Raw genomic sequence first — 26,569 nt, forward strand, 5'->3', positions numbered from 1 at the left:
ATCTGGTGCTGACGTCGATGGTATGGCGTGGCGGTGGTGTGCCTGGCCGACTGCTCTGGGTGTCGTGTTAGACGAGCCGGAGGATCTCTACGAGTTGGGAGAAGGTCGGGGTGACGGTCCGCCAGGAGCATTGCTTCGGGTCGGTCCAGAAGTCGCTGGCGACGACCCGGGGGTCGGCGGGGTCGGTGCGGTAGTCGAGGGCCATCGCGACGTCATCGCCGGGGATGCGGTTGACCGCGATGAGGACTGCCTGTTCTGCGTCGAGCCAGGGCAGTTCGACGCCCGCGGTGGAGATGCTGCCCCGTGCTTCCCGGAACAGGTGCGAGGAGGGTGGGTCGTCGGCAAACAGGGTGAGCGATCTGCTCTCGCCGCGTATCTGTTCGGAGCTGGTGAGGAAGTCCAGCGGAGATTCGAACCAGGGCATGAGATCACGAAGGACGTCGTCACCTGGATGTCGCCAGCGGCCACCGTTGAGCAGTTCGGTCAGCAAGGTGGGCAGCACCAGGCCATTGACGTCCAGGGTGTTCTCCACGCGCTCTTTCCCGTTTCCTCAGTATGGTGCCGACGGACGCGCCGGCGGGCATGGTGCCGATGACGAGACTAGGTGTCGTGTCGAGGTCAGCGCCGGGAGGTAGTTATCTGGTGTTTGGCCTTGGTTCGGTTCAGGTCGGTGGTGCTGCGGCGGGGCACGGCTGTGATCGGGGTGTCGGCGTCGTAGACGGTGACGGTGTGCTCGTCGAGGGCGACGGTGACGAGCTTGCGGGCGTGGACTTTCCCGACTTGGATCTTCTGTCCGGCGACCTGGATGCTGCCGTTTATGGACACGATCCGCTGAACGGTCGGGGCGGTGGCCGGTGGTGGGATGGGGGAAGCGGGTCGGGCATCGCGGATGCGGCCAAGCGCGGTGGGCGGAAGTGGGCAGCGCAGGGTGCGACGCAGCTGCCCGGCGTCATCGATGACGTGCAGGAGGACCCCGTCGACGCGGATGCGGATCCGTTGACCGGCAAGCGGCATGCCGACGCTGATCTGCCGGCCGGCGATGCTGATCCCGCCGCAGGCGTTGACGACCCGGTCGACCTCGACAGCGGTGGTCTGCGGCAATGGCGGTGGTCCGGCGGGGACGCCGCCGTCGGCCAGGAGGCGGGCAAGGTCACGTTGGGACAGCCGGGACGGGCTGGACTTGATCCGGGCGCCGTCGGCGGTCAACACGTGCAGCCGGTCGGTGTCGACCCAGATCATGACCGGGGTGCCGGCGAGGACGGGGCCCAGCCACACCTGCTGTTGGGCGACGGTCAGGTTTCCCGACGGCGGAACGACCCGGACGAGCTGCACCGGCTGCGGCCGGCCGGTGGACACGGTCACCGAAGCGGTGTCGACCTCGACAGGGAGTGGCTTCCTGGGGGCCGGTGCTGCGATGGGCAGCAGCCCACCCGGCAGGCGCAGCGGCAGAACGTCTGCCGCCGTCTGGCTCTGTCCCGGCGTCGGTCGGTGGAACCGGTCGGCAGGGAAGGCGTCGTCGATGCCCTGGTGGGGCCGGTCGTAGTTGTATTCCGCGGCGAACGCGTCCACCGCGGCCTGGGCTTCCTCCACGGTGGCGAACACCCGCCCGTCCAAGCACTCACCTTGCAGGCTCTGGTGGAACCGCTCAACCTTGCCGGTGGTCGTCGGGGTGCGGGGTCTCGTATTTCGAGCCACGATGCCGTTCTCCCTGCAGATCCGCTCGAACAGCACCTCACCCGGGCGGGGCTTGGTGAACCGGCCGGTGAACTGCTTGCCGTTGTCGGTCAGCACCTCACCCGGCGTCCCGAACCGGGTCAGAGCGGCGGCGAACGCGGCGCACACGGCCCGGCCGGTGGCCCGGCGAACCACGGTGGCGATGACGCAGTAGCGGGAGTGATCGTCCAGGCCGGTGACGACCTTCGCCTCCGTGCCGTCAGCGAGCAGTACCCCGCCGACGATGTCCATCTGCCACAGCTCCATCGGCTCCGGACGTTCCCACCGCCGATAGTCCTCCCGCCGACGCTTACGCGGCACGGCCGGCACCAAGTTGTTCCGCCGAAGGATCCGATACACCGTCGCCCGAGCCGGCGCAGGAGTGACACCGCGACGGCCGGCCTCGAACCGCAGCCGACGCGGACCCCACCGCGGATGATCCCGGCGCAGCTCACACACCAGCGCCTCCGTGGAGGGGTCTACCCGGTGCGGGCAGACATGCGGCCGGTGAGACCGGTCCTCCAAGCCCTTGATGCCCTCGGCCGCATAGCGGGCGAGCCAGTTGTGGATCGTCTGCCGCGACACCCCATACCGGGCGGCGACCTCTGTCTTCGGCGTGCCGCCCAGGCACTCCATCACGGCGTGAAACCGCTGCTCCATGACGCTCAACTCCGCGAGTCCCACCCGGTGCTCCTCCCGCCTGAGTTACAGGCGCAACGAGCACCAGGCCGACCAGGTGTCAAACATCAACCGAGGCCGCCGTGTCAAACATCAACCGGCGCAGGACAGACAAGCTTCCACATGTATGTGAGAACTTTCTGTACGAGATCAAGGCGGCCCGCTTCGCAGGCCGCTCGCGCCGCCGAACCTGGGCCGGGCCGATGGCCCGCCGCCGCGCCTCTGGCCTTCGGCCGCCAGCGCGACGGCGACAGCCCGCCGGCGGCGCGACATACGAAGAAGCCTCGGGCCGCCATGAGTACTGGCAGGTCCGGGGCTTCGATGTTGGGCAACACAAGGGCAAGTGCCTCCGGCGGGGTCTCGGGCACTCCAGGATGGTGGCGCCATCCCGACGGCCTCAGCCCGGGCAGAGCCGAGCCGGTGGGGCCTGCCAGGTCAAGGTCGTTCAGCCACTGGGTGCTCCACCTTGACCTGGCAGGCCCCACCGGCTCCACCGAGTACGGACGAAGGCCGACGGGATGGCTGGAGTGCACTGAAAGGGCGAACGCCAGTAGTCCGTCCAGCACCTCCAACCCGAGCGGCACGAGTTGGATAGTTAAATCGAGCGAATGCGGCTAGTAGTCGTTAGCCTTTCGGCTGTGCTGCGCGCTTCTCCACCTCTAGATTGTATTCCATAAGCCTATGGCGAGCTTCGTCAGCTGTTGCCGTCGCCTTATCAAGGCGAGCCTCTAGTTCCACCAGCTTTTTCTCGGCCTGGGCACTAGCAAAGAATGCGTGTTCGGCCCTAGCGTTTGCGTCGGACAAAGCGCGTTCGGCGTGAAGTAGCCGCTCTTTCCAGACGCCCACCGCGTGCTCTAGGGACGCGGATTCTCTCTGCTCTACATCTCGCTCGATGTTGCGCACTCGTGTCACCAGTTCGGCGAGCATGTCCTCCGGAGTGCGTCGAGGCTTGCCAGGGGATACGGTTGCGGTCGCTGCTCCTGCCACTGCCGCCTCAAGCCTCGGCCACATAGCGTCGAACAACGTATCGATGCTCTCTCGCGGCCTCGGATGCTCCGCAAGTTCGCTGAGCTCGTACACGAGTCGTCGCATCCCCTCTTGATTGAGCCTGCGAGCCTGAAAAGCCTGCAACGGTGAGGTGATATCCGATGCCTCTAGGTCTATGCAAAGTGGTACAACGCGTGCGTGCTGCAAGCGCTTCGCAAGAGCGCCTGCCTCGAACATCAACCAAGGGGCAGATTGGTTTGCCCGAGTTACACAAACGATGCCGAAATTGGTGTCATCGAGCGAGTGCGCGACGGAATCGTTCCATCTTGTACCGCTTTGGATCTCCTCGTCGGACATCCAGGGCTCTACGTGTTGGACGACAACACTGAGCCAGTCCCGCAACGCCCGGGCGATCTGGCGGCTTGGTTCGCCACTCCATGAGATGAAGATCTTCAAGTCGCTTCCTCCCGCGGTTCCCTCCCCGAGAGGGTACAGAGGGCGGTCACTGCGGCGTGCTGCCCGTCTGGTGCCCGTACGCGCAGCCGGGCCGGGGAGATTGGCAAGATCGTCGGGCGCAGAACCACTGCAACTGAGAGCAACCAACGGCGACAAGCGTCAGCAACTGCTGGGAGGTTCAGCCCTGCTCGCAGCGCCGATTGGGCCGACCGTCGTGGTCTCTCGCTACCGTGGGTGTAAGGGGTTCAAATCCGCCGGATCATCGGTAGCCCCGCTGTTCATGCAAGGCGATGAGCGCTGCTTCGACTCGTAAACCCACACCGGTCAGCACCAGCAAGCCGGCCAGTACGTATCCACCGGTTTGGGGGTTCTCCGGGCTGACCATGAATAGAGCGATCAGCAGGCCAACCCCGAGCGCGACATTGCCGCCGACCCGGATTGATCCGCTTCGGGTGCACCGGAGATGCATGTCGCTCACCATAGCGAGGTGGGCCGAACCCAAGGGTGTCCCGACATCGACATCTTGCGTCGTTCCTGCCGCCGTCACCGCCCCAAGATCATGCCGTTCCCAGGCCGTCCAGCAAGAGCCAGCACCGACCATCGTTGACCACCTATGCAGTTCGAGCAGCAGTTCAGACGCTGGGTCGTCCGATTTGATCGACTACGCCCCTAGCCTAGATCAATACCGCTGGAAGTGGCCTCGTCGGAAGACCGACAGACTAGAAACCTTCACGTTGTGCACTCACGTCCGTACCGTACGCACTCATGGCGTCGCGTGGAAGATCGAAGTTGTGGCAGTACTGGGGCTACGCGGTTCTGGCGCTGCTCTTTCTATCCCTGGGCAACAACGCGATCGGGCCGGGCATCGACGCCGTCCTCGTCGGTCTACTGCTCGTCTTCGTCCTCTTCCAAGCGCCGGTGTACTGCGGCGCAATCAACCGCAAGCGTGGTGGCGTGGTCGAGTTCTGTCGCAACAACTCGACGGGGCTGGTTCTGGGATGCCACCTCAGACAGCACAAGTGGCAGAAGTTCGGACGTGACTGGTGGTCTCTCGGCTGGCGGGAGAAGTCCAAGGGCATCTGGACTGGCGCGTCAGCGAAGCTCGCAACAGTCAGCGGCATCGTCGGCACGGTCACGGGGATCATCGGCGTCTTCAAGTAGCCCTGCGACCGGGCACGCCCGCCTCCCCTTGCGACAAGATCAACGGGCACAACTCCGGCACAACGGAGGGCGACAAGGGCTGTCAAACGTTGTCAGGTGCCGTGAACGGACGCCCTGCTCAGCAGCCCGATCTGTCCAGTCGCGGCGCATACTCGTGAGACCGGCCGGATTCAGGGTTCGAGTCCCTGGCGGCCCACTCAACAGCGCATCTGAACTGCGAGAACACCGGCCGAAGATCATCGGGCTAGCTCTCGCCCGCCTGCGCAACGGCGACACGTACACCGACTCGCGGCCGGCTTCGAGATCGGCGCCGCCACCGCCTGGCGCTACGTGCAGGAAGCCGTAGCCCTGCTCGCGATGGCCACGAACGACCTGGACACTGCCATGCAACGGATCCGCCGGTTGGCGTACGCGATCCTGGACGGCACCCTGATTCCGATCGACCGGGTCGATGGCCAGCGACCGTGCCACTCCGGGGAAACAAGCATCACGGCATAAACGTGCAGGTCAACGCCGATGCCGCTGGCCGGCTCGTCTGGGCTTCCCCGGCGCCGCCCGGTTCGGCGCATGACCTGACTACAGCCCACACCCACCGCATCATCGACGCGGTGACCAGTGCAGACGTGATGACCTCGCCGATAAGGGCTACCAAGGAGCCCGCGGCAGCGTGTACCCCGTTCAAGCGACGCTGCTTCCGGCCGAAGCTGTCACGCCAGCAGAAGGCCCTCAACCGCGGCCACGCGAAGATCCGCGCCCGCGGCGAACGAACGGGTCGACTCGGGGTTACGGGCCTTGATCGGGCGTTCAGCCTGGTGTTGTGCGGGCGACGCCGGCCGGTTGGCGGCAGGGGTGGTGGGCCGGCGGGTCTGGCATCTCGGATGCGGGCGAGCTCGGTCGGTATGAGCCGATTGGCAGGCCGCACAGCAGGAGAGCGTCTCGAATGAGTTGCAGCAGACCCTGGTCGAGACGGACGCCGATCCGGGGCCCGGCGAAGCGGTAGCGACCGGGCGTTGCTGGTCATCCAGACTAATCGCATCGACGAATCGAACTGGCAACCTGTGATCTGCATCACTAGGGGTTGCCACTGTCCATTCAGCACCGAAGGATGATCGTGTCCATCGATGCATTGGTAGATGGGCAGGACCAAACCAAAGCTCTACCAATTCGTACGGGGGAATCAAATGAAGAGGACTAGAGCAGTTCTGACTGTTGCCGGCTTGGTGGGTGCCTCGTCACTCGCGGTGGCCACCCCCGCGAGCGCCAGCTCCGGCTGCTACACGGGCCGCATTGCATCCATCGCTTACAACCTTCCTATCCGAACCGACTCAAGTGTCACCGCCCCGGTGTTGACTACCGCTCAGCCAGGAGATCAGTACAACTGCTCCGACGTTTGGCTCTCTGAGTGGTACACGGCATGCGGCGTGAACACCAACCGGTGGATGCAGATCGCCTTCCGGAGTGGCACCAGCGGTTGGACCTACGCCGTCTGCGTGAAGGACGTGTAGCCGACACATACGTTCTTGCCAGGGGCCGCCACCGTCTGGGGCGGCCCCTTATTATCGGCCCGCGTAAAGTGGCCTGCCGAGCAGTTTCTTCAGAGGATCTTAGTTTTATACCATATAGCGCGTGGCCGTCGTTACGATTCGGCTGACATCGAGTGGAAAGTGCGGTCGCGTAACTGCCGTCGGTGGTGACCGGTCGATCTACACCCGTTTTTGCAGATCAGTCGTTGACGCGTTCGAGCGGATACTCGCGGGGGGTACAGGCCGACGCGGGCGCGACCGGGGATATCGACTGGCTGGTGTCGGTGGAATCGACCATCGTGCGACCTCACCAGCAGGCCGCCGGCGCTAAAGGGACGCGAAGAATCGGATGAACCACAAGATCAGGCCCTCGGTTGAAGTCGAGGTGAACTGACCCCAAGGCTCACCTCGCCTGCGCCGACCCGGTCGGATCCTGGCGTTCGTGCTCTCCGGTAGCGACGTCAACGACTGCATCCGTTCCACCCGAATCATGGCTGCCATCCGCGTCCAAGGCCCAGGGCTTGGACGGCCTCGCGTGGGTCGGACCACATCGTCGCTGACAAGAGCTACAGCTCCAAGGCCATCCGAGTGGACCTACGCCGACGCGGCATCGGGCACACAACTCCGAACGCTCATTCGACAAGCAGCTCTACGAATGCCGCAACGTCGTCGAACGCTGCCTTCAACCGGCTCAAGCAGTGCCGCAGCGTCGCCACCCGCGACGACAAGGACCGCCACACGTCCTACCGGGCCACCGTCACCATCGCCGCATTACTCCAATGGTTGTGAACCTTCGACGACACGACCTGGTGGCCTTCGGATGGTCGATCCTGCGAGGTCCAGCTTCCACACCCTGCCCTGTCCGAGGAAGCAGTGTGGGCGCATCGGCCGGGCTCGTGCCGAGCCGTTCACGTCGGTAAGATCCGCCGGGTTGCTCGTCGAACCGGAGATCGGGGCGGTGCGAATGGCGGATCAAGAGCGTACGGATCATGCTGCGGTCGGCCGTTCCCTGGAGGCCGCCATGCGCCTGCTCGGCCAGGCGACCGGACCGGCCAGGTCGGCGGACCCCACCTCCCCGGTCGAGGAGACCCCGCTGCGCGGGCGTGGCACGGGCGGGGACGGCCTGGTCGAGGCGGTCGTCGGCGGTTACGGGCGGCTGGAGTTGCTGGAGATCAACCCGACCCTGCTGCGCTCCGGCACGACGGCCATCGCCCAGTACGTGGTCGAGGCCGTGACCGCCGCCCAGGACGACGAGCGGCGGCAGCGCCAGGAGGCGCTCGGCGGTGAGGTCGACCAGGCGGCGCTGCACCGGCAGCTCGAGGGGGTCGCCGAGCAGGCCTGGCGGGGGCTCGACGGGATGATCGGTGACCTGGACGCGATGGTCCGCCGACTCGACCGCGATCGGCGGTGACCGGTTGACCGGCGGGATCGAGGTCGACGTCGCCGCGCTGCGGTCGGCGGCCCGGACCATCCGGGGCGGCGGCGAGCGGCTCACCGGCGAGGTGCAGCGGCTCCAGGGCACGGTCAGCGGTTCGGGCAACCCGTGGGGTGGCGACGAGGCCGGGACGGTCTTCGGGATGGCCTACACCGAGGTGCTCCAGCACGCCCTCGACGTGTACGCCTCGACGGCCGACCAGCTGGTGGACGTGGCCGAGCGGCTCGACACGGTCGCCGCCGACCACGAGCGCACCGACATGGACAACGCCGCCCTCTTCAAAGGACTGGAGTTGCCCGGTGGGCCTGCAGTTACCACCTGAGCTGGCCGAGGCTCTCAACTGGGTGGGCTTCACCTGGCCCGAGGCCGACGAGGAACTGCTGGTCGAGGCGGCCCAGGCGTGGACGGCCTTCGCCGGGACGCTGCGCGCGGCGGGCGCCGAGGCGAACGCCGGCGCCGCGACGGTCGGCGCCGCCAACCGTGGCCGGGACGTCACCGCGTTCGACACCATGTGGCGGGGTGAGGAGGGTCCGACCCGGCGCGTCGAGGACGGTGCCGAGGCCGCCGAGCTGATCGCCGCCGCGCTGCTGGTGATGGCCGTGATCACGCTGACCCAGAAGATCCTCACGATCGTCCAGCTGATCATCGTGGTGGTTCAGGTCGCGATGGCCCTGGCGGCGGCCGCTCCCACGCTGGGCGGGTCGCTGGCGCAGATCCCGGTCACGATCGGCCTGGCCCGGGTCGCGATCCGCCGGATCATCAAGGAAGTCATCGACCGGGTGGTCAACGAGATCATTCCTCGGCTGCTCCGTCGCGCGAAGACGCTGCTCCGCCGGTTCACCCGCAAGCCGGGCCGTGGCCCGGGGCGGCCGCCCAAGGTGCCGGGGCCGCTGCGGGACATCCGCTACCAGGGCAAGCCGATGCTGGACAAGTACCGGTACGAGACCATGGGCGACCACCCGGGCAACCCGTTCCGGCCGAGCTCCGTACGCCGGCTCGACGAGGCGCAACTGGAGCAGCACCGGGTCTACGTCGACTCGGACGGCATCATGCGCAGTGCCCGGGACGGGCAGCCGTTCGACACCCGCAACGCCAGCACGCACTGGAGCCAGGACGGGGGCCGGGCGATCTTCGTGATGGACGAGCGCGGCAACATCTACGCGTCGACCTACCAGGAGGTCGGTAAGTTCCACCACTCCACGCTGGGTAACGGCAAGCCGGTCGCCGCGGCCGGTGAGATCGCGGTGGTCGACGGTAAGGTGCAGTACGTGACCTCGGCGAGCGGGCACTACCAGCCGACTCCGCAGCACATGCGACAGGTCACCGACGAACTGGGCCGCAACGGCGTCAACAACGTTCCGCTCTTCGGCTTCGACGGCCGTACCCGGCTGAACTGACTGTCGGAATCGGAAAGGGTGTCTGCGAGTGGCCAGTGACGACTGGAAGGGCATCGTCAACCAGATCCTGTACGGGTTGATGTTCACCCCCCAGCTGGATGACGACACCGCCGGCCAGATGGCCGCGGCGATGGTCGAGCGGCGCTACTTCGGTGCCGGCCCCGACGCGTACGCGGACGCGATCGTCCAGGCGCTGCGGTACGACGGCCCGCTCACCGACGAGATCGACACGCCGCACGGCGAGGCGGGGTTCCGTGACTTCCTCGGCCGGCTCGGCACCCGGCTGGAGGCGCTGCGGCCCTGGCCGCAGACACCGGCCTGACGTCCCCCGGCCCCGAGCCCGCCGTGTCCCGCGGTGGCGGAGCCGCGCCCGCCGGTCCGGGCCGGCCGTCTTCAAGCGATGAAGTGTCGGTCCCGTGTCGCAGGATCGGTTCGTGGAATCCCCGAAGGAACAGATGACCGCGTCCCTCGCGAATCAACAGATGGCCCGGCACGCCTTCCTGGAGGAGTTGTACGCGGACGGCTACTTCCCGGACCACGTCGTCGACAAGGGCCGGGCGATCCTGCTGCGGTTGTGTCAGCGCATCGAGACGGAGCGCCCGCAGGACCTGGCGGCCCTCTACGCGTTGACCGACGCGGCGACGGATGAGTTCAACCTGTTGGAGGCGGAGTTCGAGGCGGCCGGCAGCGGGATCGAGACGGTGGCGCGCGAAGCGATAGGCGAGGATTTCTGGGTCGTCGCGACGAGCTACGGGTTCGCGGACGCGGACACCGGACGGCTGATCGCCAATCGGAACTGGTGAGCGGATGGGCGGGCCCACTCGTACGCAACTCGCGCCTTCGAGGGTGGCCCCGCTCCTGGTCAGGTGGGGCCACCTAGCGGCAGAGCCCGCCGATCATCTCGTCGAAGTCGGGGAACTCCGCCCTCGCCGCCGCGATGACCTCCTCGGCGGAGGCGCGGCGGTTGGCCGCCCACCGCTGGGCGATCGCGGCGAGGCGAGCGTCCGCGCGGGGCTGATGCTCGTGGTCGGGGTACGCCGTTGCCTCCCAGGGGCCGAAGCCGTCGGCGAGCAGCCACAGGTAGGCAGACAGGTCCCGCGCCACGACGGACGTCTCGCCCTCCGAGCCGAGGAACACCACCGGCTGGCGTTCGATCGGCTCGCCGCCACGCACCAGCCAGAACGCGGCCAGGCCACCGGTGCCGTCCTGCCCGAACACCCGGAACTCGGATCCGTCCTGGGCCGCGTTCCCGGTCCAGGCCCGCCACCACTCGGCGGTCTCGCCGGGGTCCAGGAACCGGTCGTACGGCTCGAAGTCGACGCCGTCCCCGTCCCGGTAGTCGAAGCCGACCTCGTGAGCTTCCGTCAGCGCGACCGGCAGGGCGCGACCATCGTCTTCCACGGGCAGCACCCTAACGACGACGACCGACACACCGGCCCGGTGCCGCGCCACGTCGGGTCTAGGGTGTCGCCGTGGACGATCACGCAGTCGAGTCGTACGAGCACGGCGACCAGCACGAGGTGTTCCGGTCCCTGCCCTTTCCCTTCACCGATGATCGGTTCCCGGACCAGCTCGGTGCGGTCGTGCAACGCACCGTGCTGGAGGGCGTGGAACCGGCTCGGGAGGTCATCCACACGGACGACAACGCGTGGATCGTCGGCGACGGCGTGAACGATCCGAACGAGCCGGATGCCGTGGTCGTCACGTGCATCCAGCACGTCGCCGAGCGGGACCCGGCCGTGGCCGGGTTGGCCGGCCTTCCGCTCGGCCAGGTGGCCTATCGGGAGGACCTCGGCCAGCCGTGGTCGGTCGAGGCCCACTCGTGGCTGGCGGAGTGACGGGCAGACGGCCGCTCGCCGTCTGCCCGTCACCCACGATGGACGGTCGGGTCAGCTGATGGGCACGAGCTGGAACCGCTGGTTCGCCTGCCCGTTGCAGTCGTAGAGCTGGACCTGCTGCCCGTTTCCGGTGCCCCAGACGTCGAGGCAGCGGCCGGACTGGACGCCCGTGATGGTGCCGTTGGAGTTGACGTTCCACTGCTGGTTGGTCTGGCCGTTGCAGCTGTAGATCTGGACGGCCGCACCGTTGCCGGAGCCGGCGGCGTCCAGGCAGCGGCTGCCGCCGTAGATCGTCAGTTGCCGGCTGGCGGTGTAGGTCCACTGCTGGTTGGTCTGGCCGTGGCAGTCGTAGAGCTGCACGCGGGTGCCGTTGGTCTGCGACGCGTTGGGCACGTCGACGCACCGGCCGGACTGGTTGCCGACGATCCGGTTGGCGCCGTTGGTCGGCGGCGGCGTGGTCGGCGTGGTGGTCGGGGTCGGCGTCGGCGTCGCGGTGCCGGTCGGCGCCGGGCCGGCGGCGTTGAGGGCGTTGAGGACCGAGGTGTACGCGGCCTTCTTGTTGCCCCCGCCGTCGAACAGCAACGGGTTCTCGCCCGAGCGCCAGGAGTCGCTGTCGCGCACGCCCCACACCGTGATGCCGATGCAGCGCGGCACGTTCAGGCACGCCTGGGTCAACCCGGCGTACTGGGACGTGGAGGCGTTGGTGACGTCCACCTCGGTCAACGCCACGTCCACACCGAGCGCGGCGAAGCTCGACAGCGTGGTCTGGAAGTTGCCCGGCAGGGAACTACCGCCGGTGAAGTGGGTCTGCAACCCCACACAGTCGATCGGCACACCACGGGACTTGAAGTCCTGGACCATCCGGTAGACACCCTGCGTCTTGCCGTACGACCAGTTCTCGATGTTGTAGTCGTTGTAACACAGCTTCACCGACGGATCCGCCGCCCGCGCCGTGCGGAACGCCACCTCGATCCAGTCGTTGCCCGTGCCCTGCAGATTCGACTGCCGGCGACTGCCGTCCTCGTTGAACGCCTCGTTGACCACGTCCCACGCGGCCAACTTGCCCCGGTAGTGACCCATCACCCCGTTGATGTGGTCGATCATCGCCTGACGCAGGTTGCCGCCGCTCAGACTCTGCATCCACCCCGGCTGCTGCGCATGCCACGCCAGCGTGTGACCCCGCACCTTCAGACCACGCTGCGTCGCCCAGTTGTAGATCTGATCCCCGGAGCTGAAATTGAACTGACCCCGCTGCGGCTGCGTCGCATCCGGCTTCATCTCGTTCTCAGCCGTGATCATGTTGAACTCACGACCCGCGATCGTGCTGTACGTCGAATCGTTCAACCGGTTCGCCGCGATCGCCGTGCCGAAGTAGCGACCCGACTGCGCCGCCGCCGCACCCAGCGTGCTCGCGGCCTGGGCCGGACCCGGCACGATCAGCGCCGCGCCGGCCAGGGCCAGCGCGCCGGCGGCGGCGGCGGCCGCAGCCAGACGGTAACGGCCGTGCTTCACTAGACGTTTCATGACACTCCTGTGCATATCGGGGGATGTGCAAGGTCGTGAGGAAACGCGGGCCCGCGTACCTGCCGTGCGGGAGCCGGTGCCGCGAGGATTCTCGGGGCCCCGGCTCCGAAACTTTTCGGAAACGTACCGGTAACTTGCCCAGCAAGATACTCGCGGCTCCGTGATCGGTCAACGTCGATGGCCACGCGGATTCCCGCGAAAAGGGCCCCGGGCAGCACCGGCACCCGGATCGAGAAGTGCCACCGAAACTTTCGGAGATCGGCCCCCCCGAGCGCCACGCGTCAGGACGGGCCGGGCCGTCCGCGTGCCCCCGGCCCGGTCGGTCAGGTGACGTCCCGGCGCATCGGGACGATCACCGCCACCGCCGCGGCAACCAGCGCGTACGCGGTCAGCAGCAGCGCTCCTCCGAGCGGCGGCAGGAGGTGGACGGCGTCGCCGCCGGTCTGGTCGGACATGGCGTCGGCGAGGTAGGTGAAGTCGGTCAGCGCGGCGGTCGCCCCACCGGGCAGGACCGGATAGAGCGCGCTGACCCCGGGGATCATCATGAGCACCGGCTCGCCGAGGTAGAGGTAGCCGACCACGGCGGCGAGGGCGGCGACCTGGTTGCGCAGGAGCGCGCCCACGCCGACGCCGATGAGCAGGTAGACCGTCATCGCGATCCCGATCCGGGCGAGCAGCGCCAGCACGGTCGGCGCGGGCAGCCCGAGCGGTACGCCCCGGGCGGCCGTGACGGCGAACAGCGCCACCGCGGCGGAGCCGGCGAGAACGATCCCGTAGGCGAGGCCGACGACCGCGTGGGTGGCGAGTTTGGCGGCGAGCACGCGCCCGCGGCGCGGCGCGAACAGGAACGTGACGGCGGCGGTGCCGTGCCGGTACTCGGACGTGACCGCGAGCGTGCCGGCGGCGGCCGGCACGAACGCGGTGTAGCCGAGGATGCCGAGGACCGAGCGGAGGCCGACCTCGGTGTCCAGCCCGGGCAGGGGCGGGTCGAAGTTCTCCGGACCCACCAGCGCCATGAGGCCGACCAGTCCACCGCCGAGCAGTACGGCGGCGAGCAGCAGCCCGCGCCACATCCGGGTCGCCAGCAACCGGCGCGACTCCGCTCTGATCAGGGGCCTCATCGGGCGGCCACCGGGTCGCTGGTCAGGTCCAGGAAGAGGCGTTCGAGGTCGGCGGGCGCGGCGACCAGCTCGTGGACGCGGAGACGGTGGGCGGCCGCGAGGTCGGCGACGGCCGGCGCGTCCAGTCCGCGTACCCGGAGCTGTCCGGGCCCGGCGGGTTCGACGGCGCCGGCGGGCAGGGCGGCGGCGAGCGCATCGGCGTCGGGCGAGGTGACCAGCACGGTCGGCGGGCCGGCGAGCCGGGACAGCGGGCCGGCGGCGACGAGTTCACCCCGCCGGATCACCACCAGGTCGTCGACGAGCTGCTGGACCTCGCTGAGCACGTGGCTGGAGATCAGGACGGTGCGCCCCTCGTCGGCGAGTCGGCGCAGCAGGTCGCGCAGCCACGACATGCCCGCCGGATCCAGCCCGTTGCCCGGTTCGTCGAGCAGCAGGACCCGGGGGTCGCCGAGCAGCGCGGTGGCGAGGTTGAGCCGCTGCCGCATGCCGGTGGAGAACCCACGGGTACGGCGGTCGGCGGCCCCGGTGAGGCCGAGCAGGTCCAGCAGCTCGGTGACCCGACCGTCCGGGCAGCCGCTCATCGCGGCGTAGACCCGCAGGTGGTCGCGGGCGGTGTGGCCGGGATGGAAGGCGTTGGCGTCGAACATCGCGCCGACGGTGCGCGCCGGCTCGGCCAGTCGCGCGTACGGCAGCCCGCCGATCGTGGCGGTGCCGCTGGTGGGCGACACCAGCCCGGTCATCATCCGCATGGTGGTGGTCTTGCCGGCGCCGTTCGGACCGAGGAATCCGGTCACCACGCCGGGTGCCACGGTGAACGTCAGGTCCCGCACGACGGTCGCGTCGCCGTAACGCTTCGTCAGGCGCGACACCTCGATCGCCAGCCGTTCGCCGGTCACGGTCGCGCCGCCGTCCCGCGCGCGATCGCGGCGGCGAGCGCCGGTGCGTCCGGAGTGGAGAGCACGACCTCGTCGAACTCGCCGCCGGCCGCCGCGCGGTCGAGCACGAGGTGCAACCCGGGTTCGCCGCGGCGGGCCGCCACGAGCTGCCGGGGACCGCCGAACAGGCCCCAGACACCGATCTTGGCGAGGCCGGACACCACGAAGCCGCGCCGGGCGCCGCGGGCCAGCCGGACCGGCTCACCCACCGGGGCGGCGTGCCGGACCGCGCCGACGGGCAGCACGAACCGCTCCCGCCCGGTCCAGACGCGCTCCCATCCGGTGAACCGGACGTCGATCACCTCGCCGGTGAGCATGACGGTGGCCATCAGCTGTCCCCCTTCGTCGGGTCGGAGTCGTTCGCCGACTCCGGTGCGTCTTCGGTGCCGGTCGGCGGCAGGTCGGCGGGCATGAGGACGGTCGCCAGCAGGCGCGGTTTCCGCCCGTCGCCGGGCCGGTTGCCGAGCAGCGGGCCGACCAGCGCGTTGAACCCGGCCGCGAACTCACCCAGCTCGGCGTCGGTCAGGTGGAGCACGATCTGCTGGTAGCCGGCGCCGTCCGCGGCGAGGTCCACCCGATCCCGGGCCAGGTAGCGGGAGAACTCCGAGAGCAGGCTCGACACGAACGCGGTGAAGTAGCGCTCGTGGTCCTCGGGCGTGGCGGCGGCCAGGGCGTCGGCGTCGAGCGTGGCGCCGTGCGCGGGCAGCGCGTAGACCCGTTCGACGGCCCCGCGCACCCTGCGCCCCTCGACCACGTCGAGCAGCCCGGCCTTCACCAGCGTCGCCAGGTGCCGGTAGAGGGTGGCCTGCGGCACGTCCGGCAGCAGCTCGACCAGGTCGTGCGTGGTCAGCCGGGTGCCGGCGACCGCCCGCAGGATCCGGATCCGCACCGGATGCAGGGCCAGTTCGGCCCACCGCTCCCTCGACATCGCCATGACCGAACGTTATCACTTTTGATAGTGATAACGGTAGGGATCAGGCCGAGTGGTGGCGCAGCACCCGGGTGAGCAGCCGGGACAACTGCGCGCGCTCCTCCGGCGAGAGCGGCGCGAGCAGTTCGTCCTGCACCACCGCGAGCCGCGTCTCCAACCGCCGCAGCTGCCGCCGCCCGGCCGGGGTGATGGTGACGACGTTGCGGCGCCGGTCGGCCGGGTCCGGCTCGCGGGTCACGTAGTCGCGGTCGGCGAGTTCGTTGAGCGCCGCGACCACGTCGCTGACGTGGATGCCGCTGCGGCGGCCGAGCGCCGCCTGACTGGCCGCCCCGAACTCGTCCAGTGTGGCGAGCAGGCGGAAGTGGTAACCGCGGGCGTCCACCGCGGCGAGCCCGTCGCTCACCATCCGTCCGGCGCGGACGGCGGTCTGGCTGATCAGCCAACTCGGCAGGCCGGCCAGTCGGGCCGGTACGACGTCCTGATCCGGAGTGTCCATGTGAGCAGCCTAACCAGAAACGTTGGTGCAACCAACGAAGCGAACCCATACTGTTGGTCGCACCAACGTTAGGACGACCAACGAAGGGCAGATCATGATCAAGCCGTTCCGAGTCGACATCCCCCAGCGCGACCTCGACGACCTCGCCGACCGCCTGGCCCGGACCCGCTGGCCCGACGAACTGCCGGACGCCGGCGCCGACTACGGCATCCCGCTGGCCCGGGTACGCGAGCTGGCCGAGCACTGGCGCACCGGGTACGACTGGCGTGCGCACGAGGCCGAACTGAACCGGTACCCGCAGTTCACCACCGAGATCGACGGGCAGAACGTGCACTTCCTGCACGTCCGCTCCGCCGACCCGGACGCGCTGCCGCTGATCCTCACCCACGGCTGGCCCGGCTCGGTGGTGGAGTTCCTCGACGTGATCGGGCCGCTGTCCCGGCAGTTCCACGTGGTCGTCCCGTCGATCCCGGGCTTCGGCTTCTCCGGCCCCACCCGGGAACGCGGCTGGGACGTCACCCGCGTCGCCCGCGCCTGGGCCGAGCTGATGCGCCGGCTCGGCTACCGGCGGTACGGCGCCCAGGGCGGCGACTGGGGCTCGGTGATCTCCACCCGCCTGGGCGGGATCGCCCCGGACAACGTCGTCGGCGTGCACCTCACCTACCTGCCCACACCCCCACCGCCGGGCTGGACGGGCGAGGGCGACCTGTCCGAACAGGACCGGGGCCGGCTGGCGCGGATCCGGCACCTCGTGACGCACCGGCACCCGCACCAGATCCTCTACGCCAGCCGCCCGCAGACCGTGTCGTACGCGCTGAACGACTCACCCGCCGGCCAACTCGCCTGGATCGCCGAGAAGTTCACCGAGTGGGCCGACCCACGTTCCACCATCAGCGCGGACCGCATCCTCACCGACGTGTCGCTCTACTGGCTCACCGGCACCGCGGCGTCGTCGGCCCGACTGGTCCGGGAGAGCGCGCTCGGCGGACCGCCCGCGCCCTGCCCGCCGCCGGTGGGCGTCGCCGTCCTCCCGCACGACATCACCCGGTCCGTCCGCCCGCTCGCCGAACTGACGTACCAGATCCGGCACTGGAGCGAGTTCGACCGGGGAGGCCACTTCGCCGCCCTGGAGGTGCCGGACCTGTTCGTCGCGGACGTCCGCGCCTTCTTCGACGACCTGCGGTGAGCGCGGCAGGCCGGCCCGGGACCTCCCGAGCCGGCCGATCCCGTCGCTCAGGCCAGTGCGGCGGCGAACATCCCCGCCTCGTACGCCCCGCCGCGCTGGTGCACGATCACCGCGAACCGGTTCGCCGCGTTGATCAGGCCGACCAGGCAGACCAACGCCGCGACCTGGTCGTCGTCGTAGTGCTCGCGCACCCGGGCCCAGGTCTCGTCGGACACCCCCTGGTGGGCGTCGGCGAGCCGGGTGCCCTCCTCGGCGAACGCCAGCGCCGCGCGCTCCGCCTCGGTGAAGACGGTCGACTCGCGCCAGGCGGCGACCAGGTGCAGCCGGACCGCGCTCTCCCCGGCGGCCGCCGCCTCCTTGACGTGCATGTCGATGCACCAGCCACAGCCGTTGATCTGGCTGGCCCGCAGCGACACCAACTCCTGGACGGCGTGCGGCAGCGGCGACTGCTGGAGCACCAGGCCCGCGTTGGCGAACCGCTTCATGAACTTCACCGCGACCGCGTTCTCGAACAGGTTGATTCGGGTCTCCATCGTTCCGACCTCTCTGCTGGGGTGGTGTCGGACGACCACGAGATGCCGGCCGCCGCGCCGGCGTGACAGCGTGGCCCGGTGACCACCGACACAGCGACGGGACGTCACACCGCGCCTTCGGTCGGCGTCTGGTGGGGAACGCAGCCGAGCAGCGAAGGAGCCAGCCATGGCGGACCCGGCCACCGAGGACTTCCGCGCCCACCGGAACCTGCTCTTCACCGTCGCGTACGAGATGCTCGGCTCGGCCGCCGACGCCGAGGACGTGGTGCAGGAGACCTGGCTGCGGTGGGCCGGCGTCGACCTCGACGAGATACGGGACCGGCGCGCCTACCTGGTGCGGATCACCACCCGCCAGGCGCTGTCCCGGCTGCGCGCGCTGGGCCGCCGCAAGGAGTCGTACGTCGGGTCCTGGCTGCCCGAGCCGCTGCTCACCACGCCCGACGTGGCCGACGACGTGGCCCTGGCCGACAGCGTGTCGATGGCGATGCTGCTCGTGCTGGAGACGCTCACCCCGACCGAACGGGCCGTGTTCGTGCTGCGGGAGGTCTTCGACGTCGGGTACGACGAGATCGCCGCGACGGTCGATCGGAACCCGACCACGGTCCGGCAGATCGCCCACCGGGCCCGGGCCCACGTCGCGGCGCGCCGGCCCCGCCAGGCCGTGTCCGCGGCCGAGACCCGCGACGCGCTGGAGGCGTTCCGGCGGGCGGTCGAGACGGGTGACCTCCGGTCGCTGCTCGCCGTGCTCGCCGAGGACGTGGTGCTGGTCGGCGACGGCGGCGGGATCAAGCAGGCCGTCCCGCGCCCGGTCACCGGCGTGGACAAGGTGGCCCGGCTGCTGGCCGGCGGCTGGGGCCGGGTCGCACCCGTGGCCTCGATGGAACCGGCACAGGTCAACGGCTATCCGGCGCTCGTCGTCCGGCTCCACGGCGAGCTGGACACGGTCGTGGCGGTCCGCCTCGACGACGGCCGGATCAGCGGGCTCTACGCGGTGCGCAACCCGGAGAAGCTGTCGCACATGAACCGGGAGAACACGCTGCGCCGGTGAGCGGCGGGCCGTGCGACGATGCCCGGATGAGCAGCGACGTCCCGCCCGACGTGAGCGCCCTGGCCATCAACGTGACCGTCCCGGAGGCGTTGCGCTGGACCGACACCCGGCGCGGCGAGGAGTTCACGCTGACCACGCTCAACGTCCGGCTGCTGCCGGACGGGAGCCTCGCGGCGAAGGCGTACGGCCGGCCCACGGCGGGCGGGCGCGGCGCGTACGTGTCGTTCCGGGTGCCCGACCGGCCGGAGTTGGCCGCGCTGGTCGCGGCGGCGGCCGACCGGGCCGCCGCGCTCTGGGCCGCACACCGCGGTCTCGGCTGACCGGGACACCGCAGGGGAGTAAACCCTCCCCGCTTCGTCACCTGTCGGCCGCACGCCCACCCTGGTTGTCTCGGTCGAGGAACTGACCTCGACCAGAAAGCAGGGTGTCATGTCGATGCTCCGCCGTACCCTCGCCACCGCCTCCGTGGCCCTCGCCGCCGGCGCCGTCGCCCTGGTCGACGCGTCACCGGCGCTGGCCAGTACGCCGTCGAGCTGCTCCAGCGTCCGCCAGATCGGCACCACCCGGGTGCTCACCGTCGGCGGCATGCAGGCGGCGTCGGTGAAGCAGTACTACGGCTGCGGCTACAACTACGCCTACATCTACGTCTGGGAGCAGTACCGGGCCAGCCACTCGAACTGGGACCTGTACGTGCACGTCGTCGACGAGTCGGACAGTGGCACCGACTACGGCGTGGGCGAGCTGAACAACACCACCCGGGCAGAGCTGTGGGGCCGGGCGGCGAACACCGCCGCGCACTGCACCCACGTCACCGGCTACCTGAACTCGACCGGCGGGTCCACCAGCACCGTCTGCTGAAGGGGAACCACATGCGAATCAAGCGCACCGCGCTGACCATCGGCGCGGCGGCGGCCGCGCTGGTCGTCGGCCTGCAGAGCCCGGCCATGGCGTCGGACTCGTACCACGTGATGAACACCGGCGACGCGTTCGGCGGCGGCATCTTCGACTACAGCGGCGAGGCGTACTTCACCGAGCACGGCGACATCCTGAAGATCTGCGACACGGACGCCGACGGCTACGCGGTGAAGATGTACGTCAGCCTGGACGACGCGTACGGGGCGACCCGGTACAGCTTCACCCGGGGCGGCGAGGGCAACTGCGCCACCCACCGGGCCAGCGAGGGCGGCGCGTACAACCTGCCGGAGAACCGCTACATCGGCTTCCTCTTCTGCCGCTACAAGGACGGCCACGAGAGCGAGTGCCGCGCCTACCGGTTCTACAACGACTACTGATCCGCCGAAGGGGGGCGGGGCCGGCCGGCGTGACCGGCCGGCCCCGGGGCACCTCCCGACGTCGCACGCCGAGCGCCGCGGGCCGCGTCCGGGCCCATCGGTAGCATTCGACGGCGATGGTCCACAGCGAGCAGCCGGTGACGCCCGGCCCGGACGTCGATCTGGGGATCGCCGGCTGCGCCGACGCGATCGAGGTCGGCCGGGGCGGCTTCGGTGTGGTCTACCGGGCCTGGCAGGCCGACTACTCCCGCTGGGTCGCGGTGAAGGTGCTCGCCGCCGACTGGGCCGGACCGTCCCGCGCCCGCTTCGAACGGGAGCTGCGCACCCTCGGCCGGCTCTCCGGCCACCCGCACATCGTCACCCTGCACCAGGCCGGCCGCACCGCCGCCGGGAACCCGTACCTGCTGATGGCGTACGAGGAGGGCGGCTCGCTCGGCGACCGGTTGCGCGCCGGGACGGCCGGTGACTGGCGGACGGCCGTGGCCGGCGGGATCGCGGTGGCCGGCGCGCTGGAGACCGCGCACCGGGCCGGCGTGCTGCACCGCGACGTGAAACCGGAGAACATCCTGGTCTCCGGCTACGGCGAGCCGAAGCTCGCCGACTTCGGCCAGGCCCGCCCGGACGCCGAGCGCGCCGGCTCCCGCGCCACGGTCACCGCCAGCGTGCTGCACACGGCCCCGGAGGTGCTGCGCGGCGAGCCGGCTTCGGTCGCCTCCGACGTCTACGCGCTGGCCTCGACCGTGCTGCACTGGATCCGCGGCGCGCCGCCGTTCGCCCCGGCCGACGGCGAGCCCACCCCGTCCCTGCTGCGCCGGATCACCGTCGACCCGCCCCCGGACACGCGCCCGCTCGGCGTACCCGACGAGGTGTGCGCGGCGCTGGACCGCGCGCTGGCCAAGAAGCCCGCGCGGCGACCGGGGTCGGTGGCGGAGTTCGCCGCCGACCTGCGTGCGGCGCAGGCGGCGGCCGGCCTGCCGGTGACCCCGTTCGTCCTGGGTGACGTGTCCGCCGACCCGGCGCCGCCGCCGGCCGCGCCGGCCGACCGGCCCCGGTCGCTGTCGGCCCGCCGCCGCGCGGCCCTCGCGCTCTCCGCCACCGTGACCAGTGCCACCGGGGTACGCGGGCGCGTGCTGCGCCGGTCGGCCGGGCTGGCGGTCGCGGTGGCGGCCGTGCTGGCCACCGGGTACGCGCAGGCGCCGCCGACGCCCGCGCCGGTGGCCCTGCCGGACCGGCTGGCGCTCGGAGAGCTGACCATGCACGCGCAGTCCGACGAGCGGATGGTGCAGGTCCGCAACCGCAGCGACCACCCGGTGACGCTCGGCCCGGTGGCGGTGACCGGCCCGTCCCGGGACGCGCTGCGGATCACCTCGGACGGGTGCGGGACGAGTCGACTCGCCCCCGGCGAGGGGTGTGCGGTCGGGCTGGTCGCGGTGCCCCGGGAGGCGGGGCCGCTGCGGGCGGTGCTGGAGGTGACCGTGGCCGACCGACGGTTCGGCACCCCCGTCTCCGGCACGGCCGCGCCGCGCCGGGCTGTCCAGGACGACGCCCCGCCGGGCCGCTGCTACGCCGACGCCCACCAGGTCGGCGCGTCGGCCTACGGCTACGCCGGGGGCCTGCGGGCCATCTCGGTGAAGCAGTACTGGTCGCCGAGCTGCCGGACCGCGATGGCGTACGTGTGGGTGTGGAAGCAGTACCGGGACAACATCTCCACCGGCGGCGGCACCTGGACCGTGGACGTGGCGGTGCGCGGGGACGGCCCGGACACCCGGCAGCGCGCCGCCGGGCAGGCGTACGAGCTGTGGACGGAGCCGTCGCCGTCGACCGGGCGCTGCGTCACCGCCACTGCCACCGTGACGGTGACCCGCTCCGGCGAGGCGACGTCGGCTGCCACCGCGCCGTGGTGCGACCGATGACCGGCGGCTGGTTCGAGGTGCACGGGACCGGTCCGGTCCGGCTGGTCCCGCTCAGCCCGGACGCGCTGACCATCGGTCGCGCGCCGGACAACGAGCTGCCCATCGACGACCGCCAGGTGTCCCGGCTGCACGCGCTGGTCGAGCGTTTCCCCTCCGGTTGGATCATCCGCGACCTGGGCAGCACCAACGGCACCACGGTCAACGGCGCCCCGCTGCGCGACGCGCGCACCCTGCACGACGGGGACCGGGTGGGGATCGGGCCGGCGCGGCTGGTGTTCCGCGCGCCGGCGAAGCACGGCACGAACACGCTCGCGGTCGAGCCACCGCCCGCGCCACCGCCCCTGACCCGCCGGGAGCGGGAGCTGCTCGACGTGCTCTGCCGCCCGTATTCGGACGGTGGCCTGGCGTTCCCCGAGCCGCCGTCGGTGCGGGTGCTGGCCGGCGCGCTGGGCGTGAGCGAGAGCGCGGTCAAGAAGCACCTGACTCGCCTCTATGACAAGTTCGACCTGGTCAGCAACGACGACCGGCGGCGGGCCCGGCTGGCCGCGGAGGCGGTGCGCCGGGGCGCGACCGGTTGACCGGTCTGCTCGGCGGCCGGGTGCGCCGGGCCGGCGGGCGGCCGGGTGTCGTGCGGCTCTCCAGCGCGTCCGGCCGGACGGCTCAGCGGCGGACGCCGACGCCGCCGTAGCCGTGCGACACGGCGGCCCGGGGCTCGCCGTCCGGCCGCCAGTCGGCCAACCGGACCAGGCCGGGCTCGACCACGTCGTAGCCGTCGAGGAAGCGGGCCACCTCGGCGTGGGTGCGGGGCACCAGCGGCGCGCTGCTGCGCCGGTAGACCGCCGTGCCGGCCTGGGCGGGCAGCGGCGGCGCGCCGTCCAGGGTCAGGTGGGAGACCGCGAGCATGCTGCCCGGGGCGGTGGCGTCCCGCAGTCGCGCCACGGCCGCCCACGGGTCGTCCGCGTCCGGCACGAAGTGCAGCACCGCCACCAGCAGCAGCGCCACCGGCTCGGTCAGGTCGACGGTGGCGCGCAGCAGCGGGTCGGCCAGCATCTCGTCCGGCCGCCGCAGGTCGCCCCGCAGCACCACGGTGCGGCCGTCGGTGGGCAGCAGCCGCCGGGCGTACGCCACGGCGACCTCGTCGTGGTCGACGTAGACCACCCGGGCGTCGGGGGCGACCGCCCGGACCACCTCGTGCACGTTGCCCTGGGTGGGCAGGCCGGCCCCGACGTCGAGGAACTGGCGTATCCCCTGCTCGGCCGCCCAGCGCACGGCCCGGCGCAGGAACGCGCGGTTGGTCTGGGCCGCCACGCCGGTGTCCGGGAAGATCTTCAGGATCTCCTCGGCGGCGGCCCGGTCGGCGGCGAAGTTGTGGCAGCCACCCAGGTAGTAGTCGTACATCCGGGCGACGTTGGGTCGCGTCTCGGCCTCCGTCACGCCCTGATGTCTAGCACTCTGGGCGACACACCGCTGACCCGACGTGTCCGTGATCCGCTTGCCCACGCGGTTGACCTGGTACGACGGTGGGACCAGCCGATTCGAGGAGGTACCGATGACCGGTGGACGGAAGACCGTGGAGGTCGACCCGGTGGTGTTCCGCGCCGTCTACGACTCGCCCGCCTCGCTGCCGGGGCGGCACCGGTGGACCACGCCGGATGCGGACGTGCGGCGACTGGAGAAGCTGCTGAACATCCCGGCGCGCAGCGTCGGCGCGCCGCTGTGGGTCAGCGGCGACGAGCCGGACTGCCCGAAGTGCGGGCGGCGGGTGACCTGGTACGACATCGTCTCCTCGGCGCTGCACGAGGTGCACGACCGGGCGATGATCGCCCGGGTGGTGCTCGGCGAGCGGAAGTACGTCAACACCGAGGTGCCGGAGGCGATCCCCGGTGTCCACTGTGCCGACTGCCGCACCCCGATCACCGGCCTGCGCAGCTTCAAGTGCCACAACTGGGCGTACGCGTTCGAGGCGCTGGAGGAGATCGTCGAGCGGATGTCCGGCGTGCCCGCTCAGTCGCCGCCCGCCGCCTCCTGAGCGCGCCGGGCGGGGCGACGGCCGGGCGGGGAGGACGGCTCGGGGCCGGGGTCCGGCACCGGCGGCATCGGGCGGGTGACCGACGCGCCGCCGGTGACGCGCAGCCGCTCGCCGTGGTGCCACAACTCGACCGCGTCGCCCGGGCCGGGGTCGGGCAGCGCGTACCCGGCCGTGTCCGGGGTGAGCGTGACCCGCAGCCGGTGCCCGTGCCAGCGCAGGTGGAACACCAGCCGGGTGATCCGGCGGGGCAGCCGCGGGTCGAAGGAGAGCACGCCCCGGTCGTCGCGCAGCCCGCCGAAGCCCTGCGCCACCACCAGCCACGCCCCGGCCAGGGACGCCAGGTGCAGCCCGTCGGCGGTCTTGTCGCCCAGGTCGGCCAGGTCCTGGAACGCCGTCTCGGCGAGCAGGTCGTACGCCAGGTCGAGGTGGCCGACCTCGGCGGCGAGGATCGCCTGCGCGGACGCGGACAGCGACGAGTCGCGGACCGTGCGGGCCTCGTAGTAGGCCAGGTTGCGGGCCTTCTCCTCGGCGGTGAAGTCGCCGGGGCAGCGCAGCATGGCCAGGACCAGGTCGGCCTGCTTGACCACCTGCCTGCGGTACAGCTCCAGGTAGGGGAAGTGCAGCAGCAGCGGGTAGTCGTCCTCGCCGGTGCCGGCGAAGTCCCACTCCGGCTGCTCGGTGAAGCCGGCCGACTGCTGGTGCACGCCGCGCTTGCCGTCGTACGGGACGTGGACCGCGTCGGCGGCGGCCCGCCAGCCGGCCACCTCGGCGGGGTCGACGCCGAGCCGGTCGGCCACCTCCGGGCACCGCTGGACGGCGTCGGCGGCGCCGCGCAGGTTCCGCCGGGCCATCAGGTTGGTGAAGATGTTGTCGTCGACCAGGGCCGAGTACTCGTCCGGGCCGGTGACGCCGGTCAGGTGGAAGGCGCCGGCGTCGTCCCAGTGGCCGTAGCCGTGCCACAGCCGGGCGGTCTCGACGAGCACCTCGGCGCCGCACTCGGCGAGGAACGCGGTGTCCCCGGTGGCCGCGACGTAGCGCAGCACCGCGTCCGCGACGTCCGCGTTGACGTGCAGGCCGGCGCTGCCGGCCGGCCAGTAGCCGGAGCACTCCCGGCCGCCGAGCGTCCGCCACGGGAAGGTCGCCCCGGTCAGCCGCAACTCGGCCGCGCGCTGCCGGGCCTCGGGCAGGTGGGCGTGCCGCCACCGCAGCGCCGAGCGGGTCAGCTCGGGCGCCAGGTATGTCAGCACCGGCAGCACGTACCCCTCGGTGTCCCAGAGCACGTGCCCGTCGTAGCCGTTGCCGGTCAGGCCCTTCGCCGGGATGGTGCGGTCGCCGTCGGCGCGGCCGGACTGGATCAGGTGGAACACCCCGAAGCGCACCGCCTGCTCCAGTTCCGGGTCACCGGACAGCTCGACGTCGGCGGTGGCCCAGGCCGCGTCGAGGGCGGCCCGTTGCGCGTCGAGCAGGGCGTCGAACCCGTCGGCCCGGGCCGCGTCCGCCTCCGCGACGACCAGGTCGGCCAGCTCGTCGGCCGGGGTGCCGTCCACGTCCGCGCACTCGTACGCGGCGAACTTGGTGACCCGGATCCGCTCACCCGGGCGCAGCGGACCGGTGAGCGCCAGCCGGAACCGGTCACCGGTCAGCTCGGCGTCGGTGGCCGTGTCGTCGGGGGCCGCGACCCGGTGCGCGACCGCCACCGCGACCCGCTGGCCGCTGTGTTCGGTCCGGTGCACCAGCACGCCGTCGGTGCCGTCGTGCCGGCCGGGCTCGGCGGTGAGCGGGTCGTGGATCACCGAGGCCGCCCGGGGGTCGTCGGCGCGTTCCGGCACCCGCTCGTTGGCGAGCAGGTCGGAGCAGATCCGCACCGGGACCGGGCCGTCCAGCGGCTCGACCGTCCAGTCGACGGCGGCGACCGGCCGGCGGGGCAGCGAGACCAGCCGGGTGCTGACGACCCGGACGCCCCGCCCGCCCGGTGAGATCCACTCGGTCTCCCGGCGCACCACCCCGGCCCGCAGGTCCAGCTCCCGGTGGTGCCGCCGGATCGTGCCGGTGCGCAGGTCCAGCGGCTCCCCGTCGACCCAGAGCCGGACCAGCGCGGCGTTGGGGGCGCTGATCACGGTGTCGCTGCGTTCGGGGAAGGCGTACCCGCCCTCGGGGTAGCTCAGCTCGTGCCGCTCGTGGAACCCGTTGAGATAGCTGCCGGGCATGCCGTACGGCTGGCCCTCGTCGAGCGTGCCGCGCCAGCCCACCCAGCCGTTGGCCAGCGCGAACACCGACTCGGTCTCGCCGAGCCGGTCCAGGTCCGCGCTGGTGCGCCGGATGCGCCATCCGTCGTGCGACACGTGCCCTCCCGGGTTCGGTGCGTGGACCGCC

General features: G+C 70.9%; 30 protein-coding genes. 16 read left to right on the top strand and 14 right to left on the bottom strand.

Annotation, left to right across the window (positions count from 1 at the left end):
• Positions 1-67 precede the first annotated feature (67 nt).
• From CO540_RS18350 to CO540_RS18365, 4 genes are all read right to left on the bottom strand, one after another.
• A complete protein-coding gene (locus CO540_RS18350; protein ID WP_099163003.1) occupies positions 68-532 on the bottom strand; it encodes a hypothetical protein in 465 nt (154 codons plus the stop codon).
• Positions 533-618: 86 nt separating this feature from the next.
• Positions 619-2,382 (bottom strand): IS481 family transposase, encoded by a 1,764-nt coding sequence (locus CO540_RS18355; protein ID WP_371682308.1) that lies wholly within the window; start codon positions 2,380-2,382, stop codon positions 619-621.
• 633 nt (positions 2,383-3,015) lie between these two features.
• Positions 3,016-3,834, bottom strand: a complete 819-nt coding sequence (locus CO540_RS18360; RefSeq protein WP_157779154.1) for a toll/interleukin-1 receptor domain-containing protein — start codon at positions 3,832-3,834, stop codon at positions 3,016-3,018.
• Between the two features lie 259 nt (positions 3,835-4,093).
• Entirely contained in the window at positions 4,094-4,381 is a 288-nt protein-coding gene (locus CO540_RS18365) for a hypothetical protein (RefSeq protein ID WP_253866034.1), read from the bottom strand.
• A gap of 218 nt (positions 4,382-4,599) precedes the next feature.
• Between CO540_RS18365 and CO540_RS18370 the strand changes: the two genes are divergently transcribed.
• The 7 genes from CO540_RS18370 (at position 4,600) to CO540_RS18400 (ending at position 10,153) form a co-directional block, all read left to right on the top strand.
• Entirely contained in the window at positions 4,600-4,995 is a 396-nt protein-coding gene (locus CO540_RS18370; RefSeq protein ID WP_099163006.1) for a hypothetical protein, read from the top strand.
• A gap of 500 nt (positions 4,996-5,495) precedes the next feature.
• On the top strand, positions 5,496-5,939 hold the full coding sequence (locus CO540_RS31350; RefSeq protein WP_157779155.1) for a hypothetical protein: 444 nt from the start codon (positions 5,496-5,498) through the stop codon (positions 5,937-5,939).
• Positions 5,940-7,482: 1,543 nt separating this feature from the next.
• On the top strand, positions 7,483-7,929 hold the full coding sequence (locus CO540_RS18380; RefSeq protein WP_157779156.1) for a YbaB/EbfC family nucleoid-associated protein: 447 nt from the start codon (positions 7,483-7,485) through the stop codon (positions 7,927-7,929).
• Entirely contained in the window at positions 7,883-8,275 is a 393-nt protein-coding gene (locus tag CO540_RS18385; protein WP_099163009.1) for a WXG100 family type VII secretion target, read from the top strand. Before CO540_RS18380 ends, CO540_RS18385 begins: the two co-directional genes overlap by 47 nt.
• A complete protein-coding gene (locus CO540_RS18390; protein WP_157779157.1) occupies positions 8,253-9,350 on the top strand; it encodes a hypothetical protein in 1,098 nt (365 codons plus the stop codon). Before CO540_RS18385 ends, CO540_RS18390 begins: the two co-directional genes overlap by 23 nt.
• A gap of 28 nt (positions 9,351-9,378) precedes the next feature.
• Positions 9,379-9,672, top strand: a complete 294-nt coding sequence (locus CO540_RS18395; RefSeq protein ID WP_091565469.1) for a hypothetical protein — start codon at positions 9,379-9,381, stop codon at positions 9,670-9,672.
• 112 nt (positions 9,673-9,784) lie between these two features.
• Positions 9,785-10,153: a DUF5713 family protein gene (locus CO540_RS18400; protein ID WP_253866036.1), complete on the top strand. Its 369-nt coding sequence runs from the start codon at positions 9,785-9,787 to the stop codon at positions 10,151-10,153.
• Between the two features lie 73 nt (positions 10,154-10,226).
• Here the strand turns inward: CO540_RS18400 and CO540_RS18405 are convergent, their stop codons facing one another.
• Positions 10,227-10,751 (bottom strand): SMI1/KNR4 family protein, encoded by a 525-nt coding sequence (locus CO540_RS18405; protein WP_099164829.1) that lies wholly within the window; start codon positions 10,749-10,751, stop codon positions 10,227-10,229.
• A 71-nt stretch (positions 10,752-10,822) separates the two neighbouring features.
• Between CO540_RS18405 and CO540_RS18410 the strand changes: the two genes are divergently transcribed.
• Positions 10,823-11,188, top strand: coding sequence for a hypothetical protein (locus CO540_RS18410; RefSeq protein ID WP_099163011.1), 366 nt, complete (start codon positions 10,823-10,825; stop codon positions 11,186-11,188).
• A gap of 51 nt (positions 11,189-11,239) precedes the next feature.
• Here the strand turns inward: CO540_RS18410 and CO540_RS18415 are convergent, their stop codons facing one another.
• From CO540_RS18415 to CO540_RS18440, 6 genes are all read right to left on the bottom strand, one after another.
• Positions 11,240-12,712: an endo-1,4-beta-xylanase gene (locus tag CO540_RS18415; RefSeq protein WP_253866038.1), complete on the bottom strand. Its 1,473-nt coding sequence runs from the start codon at positions 12,710-12,712 to the stop codon at positions 11,240-11,242.
• A gap of 323 nt (positions 12,713-13,035) precedes the next feature.
• Positions 13,036-13,833 carry an ABC transporter permease subunit gene (locus CO540_RS18420; protein ID WP_099163012.1) on the bottom strand — a complete coding sequence of 266 codons (798 nt, stop codon included), beginning with the start codon at positions 13,831-13,833 and terminating at the stop codon, positions 13,036-13,038.
• Positions 13,830-14,729, bottom strand: coding sequence for an ABC transporter ATP-binding protein (locus CO540_RS18425; RefSeq protein ID WP_099163013.1), 900 nt, complete (start codon positions 14,727-14,729; stop codon positions 13,830-13,832). The genes CO540_RS18420 and CO540_RS18425 overlap by 4 nt, the downstream gene beginning before the upstream one ends.
• Positions 14,726-15,097 carry a hypothetical protein gene (locus CO540_RS18430; protein ID WP_091565513.1) on the bottom strand — a complete coding sequence of 124 codons (372 nt, stop codon included), beginning with the start codon at positions 15,095-15,097 and terminating at the stop codon, positions 14,726-14,728. The genes CO540_RS18425 and CO540_RS18430 overlap by 4 nt, the downstream gene beginning before the upstream one ends.
• Entirely contained in the window at positions 15,097-15,702 is a 606-nt protein-coding gene (locus tag CO540_RS18435) for a helix-turn-helix domain-containing protein (RefSeq protein WP_172967871.1), read from the bottom strand. Before CO540_RS18435 ends, CO540_RS18430 begins: the two co-directional genes overlap by 1 nt.
• Before the next feature lie 40 nt (positions 15,703-15,742).
• Entirely contained in the window at positions 15,743-16,195 is a 453-nt protein-coding gene (locus CO540_RS18440; RefSeq protein WP_099163014.1) for a MarR family winged helix-turn-helix transcriptional regulator, read from the bottom strand.
• Between the two features lie 94 nt (positions 16,196-16,289).
• Here CO540_RS18440 and CO540_RS18445 point away from each other — a divergent pair, with 94 nt between their 5' ends.
• A complete protein-coding gene (locus CO540_RS18445; protein ID WP_099163015.1) occupies positions 16,290-17,381 on the top strand; it encodes an epoxide hydrolase family protein in 1,092 nt (363 codons plus the stop codon).
• A 47-nt stretch (positions 17,382-17,428) separates the two neighbouring features.
• On the opposite strand, the gene CO540_RS18450 is transcribed toward CO540_RS18445, so the two are convergent.
• On the bottom strand, positions 17,429-17,914 hold the full coding sequence (locus CO540_RS18450) for a carboxymuconolactone decarboxylase family protein (RefSeq protein WP_099163016.1): 486 nt from the start codon (positions 17,912-17,914) through the stop codon (positions 17,429-17,431).
• A gap of 166 nt (positions 17,915-18,080) precedes the next feature.
• Here CO540_RS18450 and CO540_RS18455 point away from each other — a divergent pair, with 166 nt between their 5' ends.
• The 6 genes from CO540_RS18455 (at position 18,081) to CO540_RS18480 (ending at position 22,745) form a co-directional block, all read left to right on the top strand.
• The gene (locus CO540_RS18455; protein WP_099163017.1) at positions 18,081-18,962 is read left to right on the top strand and encodes an RNA polymerase sigma-70 factor; all 882 of its coding nucleotides are present in this window, start codon (positions 18,081-18,083) and stop codon (positions 18,960-18,962) included.
• A gap of 26 nt (positions 18,963-18,988) precedes the next feature.
• Positions 18,989-19,282 (top strand): hypothetical protein, encoded by a 294-nt coding sequence (locus tag CO540_RS18460; RefSeq protein ID WP_099163018.1) that lies wholly within the window; start codon positions 18,989-18,991, stop codon positions 19,280-19,282.
• A 109-nt stretch (positions 19,283-19,391) separates the two neighbouring features.
• Positions 19,392-19,820 (top strand): hypothetical protein, encoded by a 429-nt coding sequence (locus CO540_RS18465; RefSeq protein WP_091565540.1) that lies wholly within the window; start codon positions 19,392-19,394, stop codon positions 19,818-19,820.
• Between the two features lie 11 nt (positions 19,821-19,831).
• Entirely contained in the window at positions 19,832-20,254 is a 423-nt protein-coding gene (locus CO540_RS18470; protein ID WP_099163019.1) for a hypothetical protein, read from the top strand.
• 116 nt (positions 20,255-20,370) lie between these two features.
• Positions 20,371-22,167 carry a serine/threonine-protein kinase gene (locus tag CO540_RS18475; protein WP_099163020.1) on the top strand — a complete coding sequence of 599 codons (1,797 nt, stop codon included), beginning with the start codon at positions 20,371-20,373 and terminating at the stop codon, positions 22,165-22,167.
• Entirely contained in the window at positions 22,164-22,745 is a 582-nt protein-coding gene (locus CO540_RS18480; RefSeq protein ID WP_099164832.1) for an FHA domain-containing protein, read from the top strand. Before CO540_RS18475 ends, CO540_RS18480 begins: the two co-directional genes overlap by 4 nt.
• Before the next feature lie 82 nt (positions 22,746-22,827).
• On the opposite strand, the gene CO540_RS18485 is transcribed toward CO540_RS18480, so the two are convergent.
• The gene (locus CO540_RS18485) at positions 22,828-23,601 is read right to left on the bottom strand and encodes an SAM-dependent methyltransferase (RefSeq protein WP_099163021.1); all 774 of its coding nucleotides are present in this window, start codon (positions 23,599-23,601) and stop codon (positions 22,828-22,830) included.
• A 115-nt stretch (positions 23,602-23,716) separates the two neighbouring features.
• Between CO540_RS18485 and CO540_RS18490 the strand changes: the two genes are divergently transcribed.
• Positions 23,717-24,196: a hypothetical protein gene (locus CO540_RS18490; RefSeq protein ID WP_099164833.1), complete on the top strand. Its 480-nt coding sequence runs from the start codon at positions 23,717-23,719 to the stop codon at positions 24,194-24,196.
• On the opposite strand, the gene CO540_RS18495 is transcribed toward CO540_RS18490, so the two are convergent.
• Complete coding sequence (locus CO540_RS18495; protein WP_099163022.1) at positions 24,172-26,538, bottom strand: glycoside hydrolase family 65 protein; 2,367 nt, start codon at positions 26,536-26,538, stop codon at positions 24,172-24,174. The genes CO540_RS18490 and CO540_RS18495 overlap by 25 nt on opposite strands.
• Positions 26,539-26,569: the final 31 nt, after the last annotated feature.

Origin of the sequence: Micromonospora sp. WMMA2032 (assembly GCF_002688545.1) — a bacterium.
Taxonomy (GTDB): domain Bacteria; phylum Actinomycetota; class Actinomycetes; order Mycobacteriales; family Micromonosporaceae; genus Micromonospora; species Micromonospora sediminicola.

What these genes read in the sequence shown, in the direction of transcription:
- CO540_RS18415 (WP_253866038.1), bottom strand. Translation starts at nt 12,712, where the DNA reads ATGAAACGTCTAGTGAAGCACGGCCGTTACCGTCTGGCTGCGGCCGCC.
- CO540_RS18440 (WP_099163014.1), bottom strand. Translation starts at nt 16,195, where the DNA reads ATGGACACTCCGGATCAGGACGTCGTACCGGCCCGACTGGCCGGCCTG.
- CO540_RS18465 (WP_091565540.1), top strand. Translation starts at nt 19,392, where the DNA reads ATGTCGATGCTCCGCCGTACCCTCGCCACCGCCTCCGTGGCCCTCGCC.
- CO540_RS18435 (WP_172967871.1), bottom strand. Translation starts at nt 15,702, where the DNA reads ATGGCGATGTCGAGGGAGCGGTGGGCCGAACTGGCCCTGCATCCGGTG.
- CO540_RS18445 (WP_099163015.1), top strand. Translation starts at nt 16,290, where the DNA reads ATGATCAAGCCGTTCCGAGTCGACATCCCCCAGCGCGACCTCGACGAC.
- CO540_RS18450 (WP_099163016.1), bottom strand. Translation starts at nt 17,914, where the DNA reads ATGGAGACCCGAATCAACCTGTTCGAGAACGCGGTCGCGGTGAAGTTC.
- CO540_RS18490 (WP_099164833.1), top strand. Translation starts at nt 23,717, where the DNA reads ATGACCGGTGGACGGAAGACCGTGGAGGTCGACCCGGTGGTGTTCCGC.
- CO540_RS18470 (WP_099163019.1), top strand. Translation starts at nt 19,832, where the DNA reads ATGCGAATCAAGCGCACCGCGCTGACCATCGGCGCGGCGGCGGCCGCG.
- CO540_RS18480 (WP_099164832.1), top strand. Translation starts at nt 22,164, where the DNA reads ATGACCGGCGGCTGGTTCGAGGTGCACGGGACCGGTCCGGTCCGGCTG.
- CO540_RS18475 (WP_099163020.1), top strand. Translation starts at nt 20,371, where the DNA reads ATGGTCCACAGCGAGCAGCCGGTGACGCCCGGCCCGGACGTCGATCTG.
- CO540_RS18380 (WP_157779156.1), top strand. Translation starts at nt 7,483, where the DNA reads ATGGCGGATCAAGAGCGTACGGATCATGCTGCGGTCGGCCGTTCCCTG.
- CO540_RS18460 (WP_099163018.1), top strand. Translation starts at nt 18,989, where the DNA reads ATGAGCAGCGACGTCCCGCCCGACGTGAGCGCCCTGGCCATCAACGTG.
- CO540_RS18420 (WP_099163012.1), bottom strand. Translation starts at nt 13,833, where the DNA reads ATGAGGCCCCTGATCAGAGCGGAGTCGCGCCGGTTGCTGGCGACCCGG.
- CO540_RS18430 (WP_091565513.1), bottom strand. Translation starts at nt 15,097, where the DNA reads ATGGCCACCGTCATGCTCACCGGCGAGGTGATCGACGTCCGGTTCACC.
- CO540_RS18455 (WP_099163017.1), top strand. Translation starts at nt 18,081, where the DNA reads ATGGCGGACCCGGCCACCGAGGACTTCCGCGCCCACCGGAACCTGCTC.
- CO540_RS18370 (WP_099163006.1), top strand. Translation starts at nt 4,600, where the DNA reads ATGGCGTCGCGTGGAAGATCGAAGTTGTGGCAGTACTGGGGCTACGCG.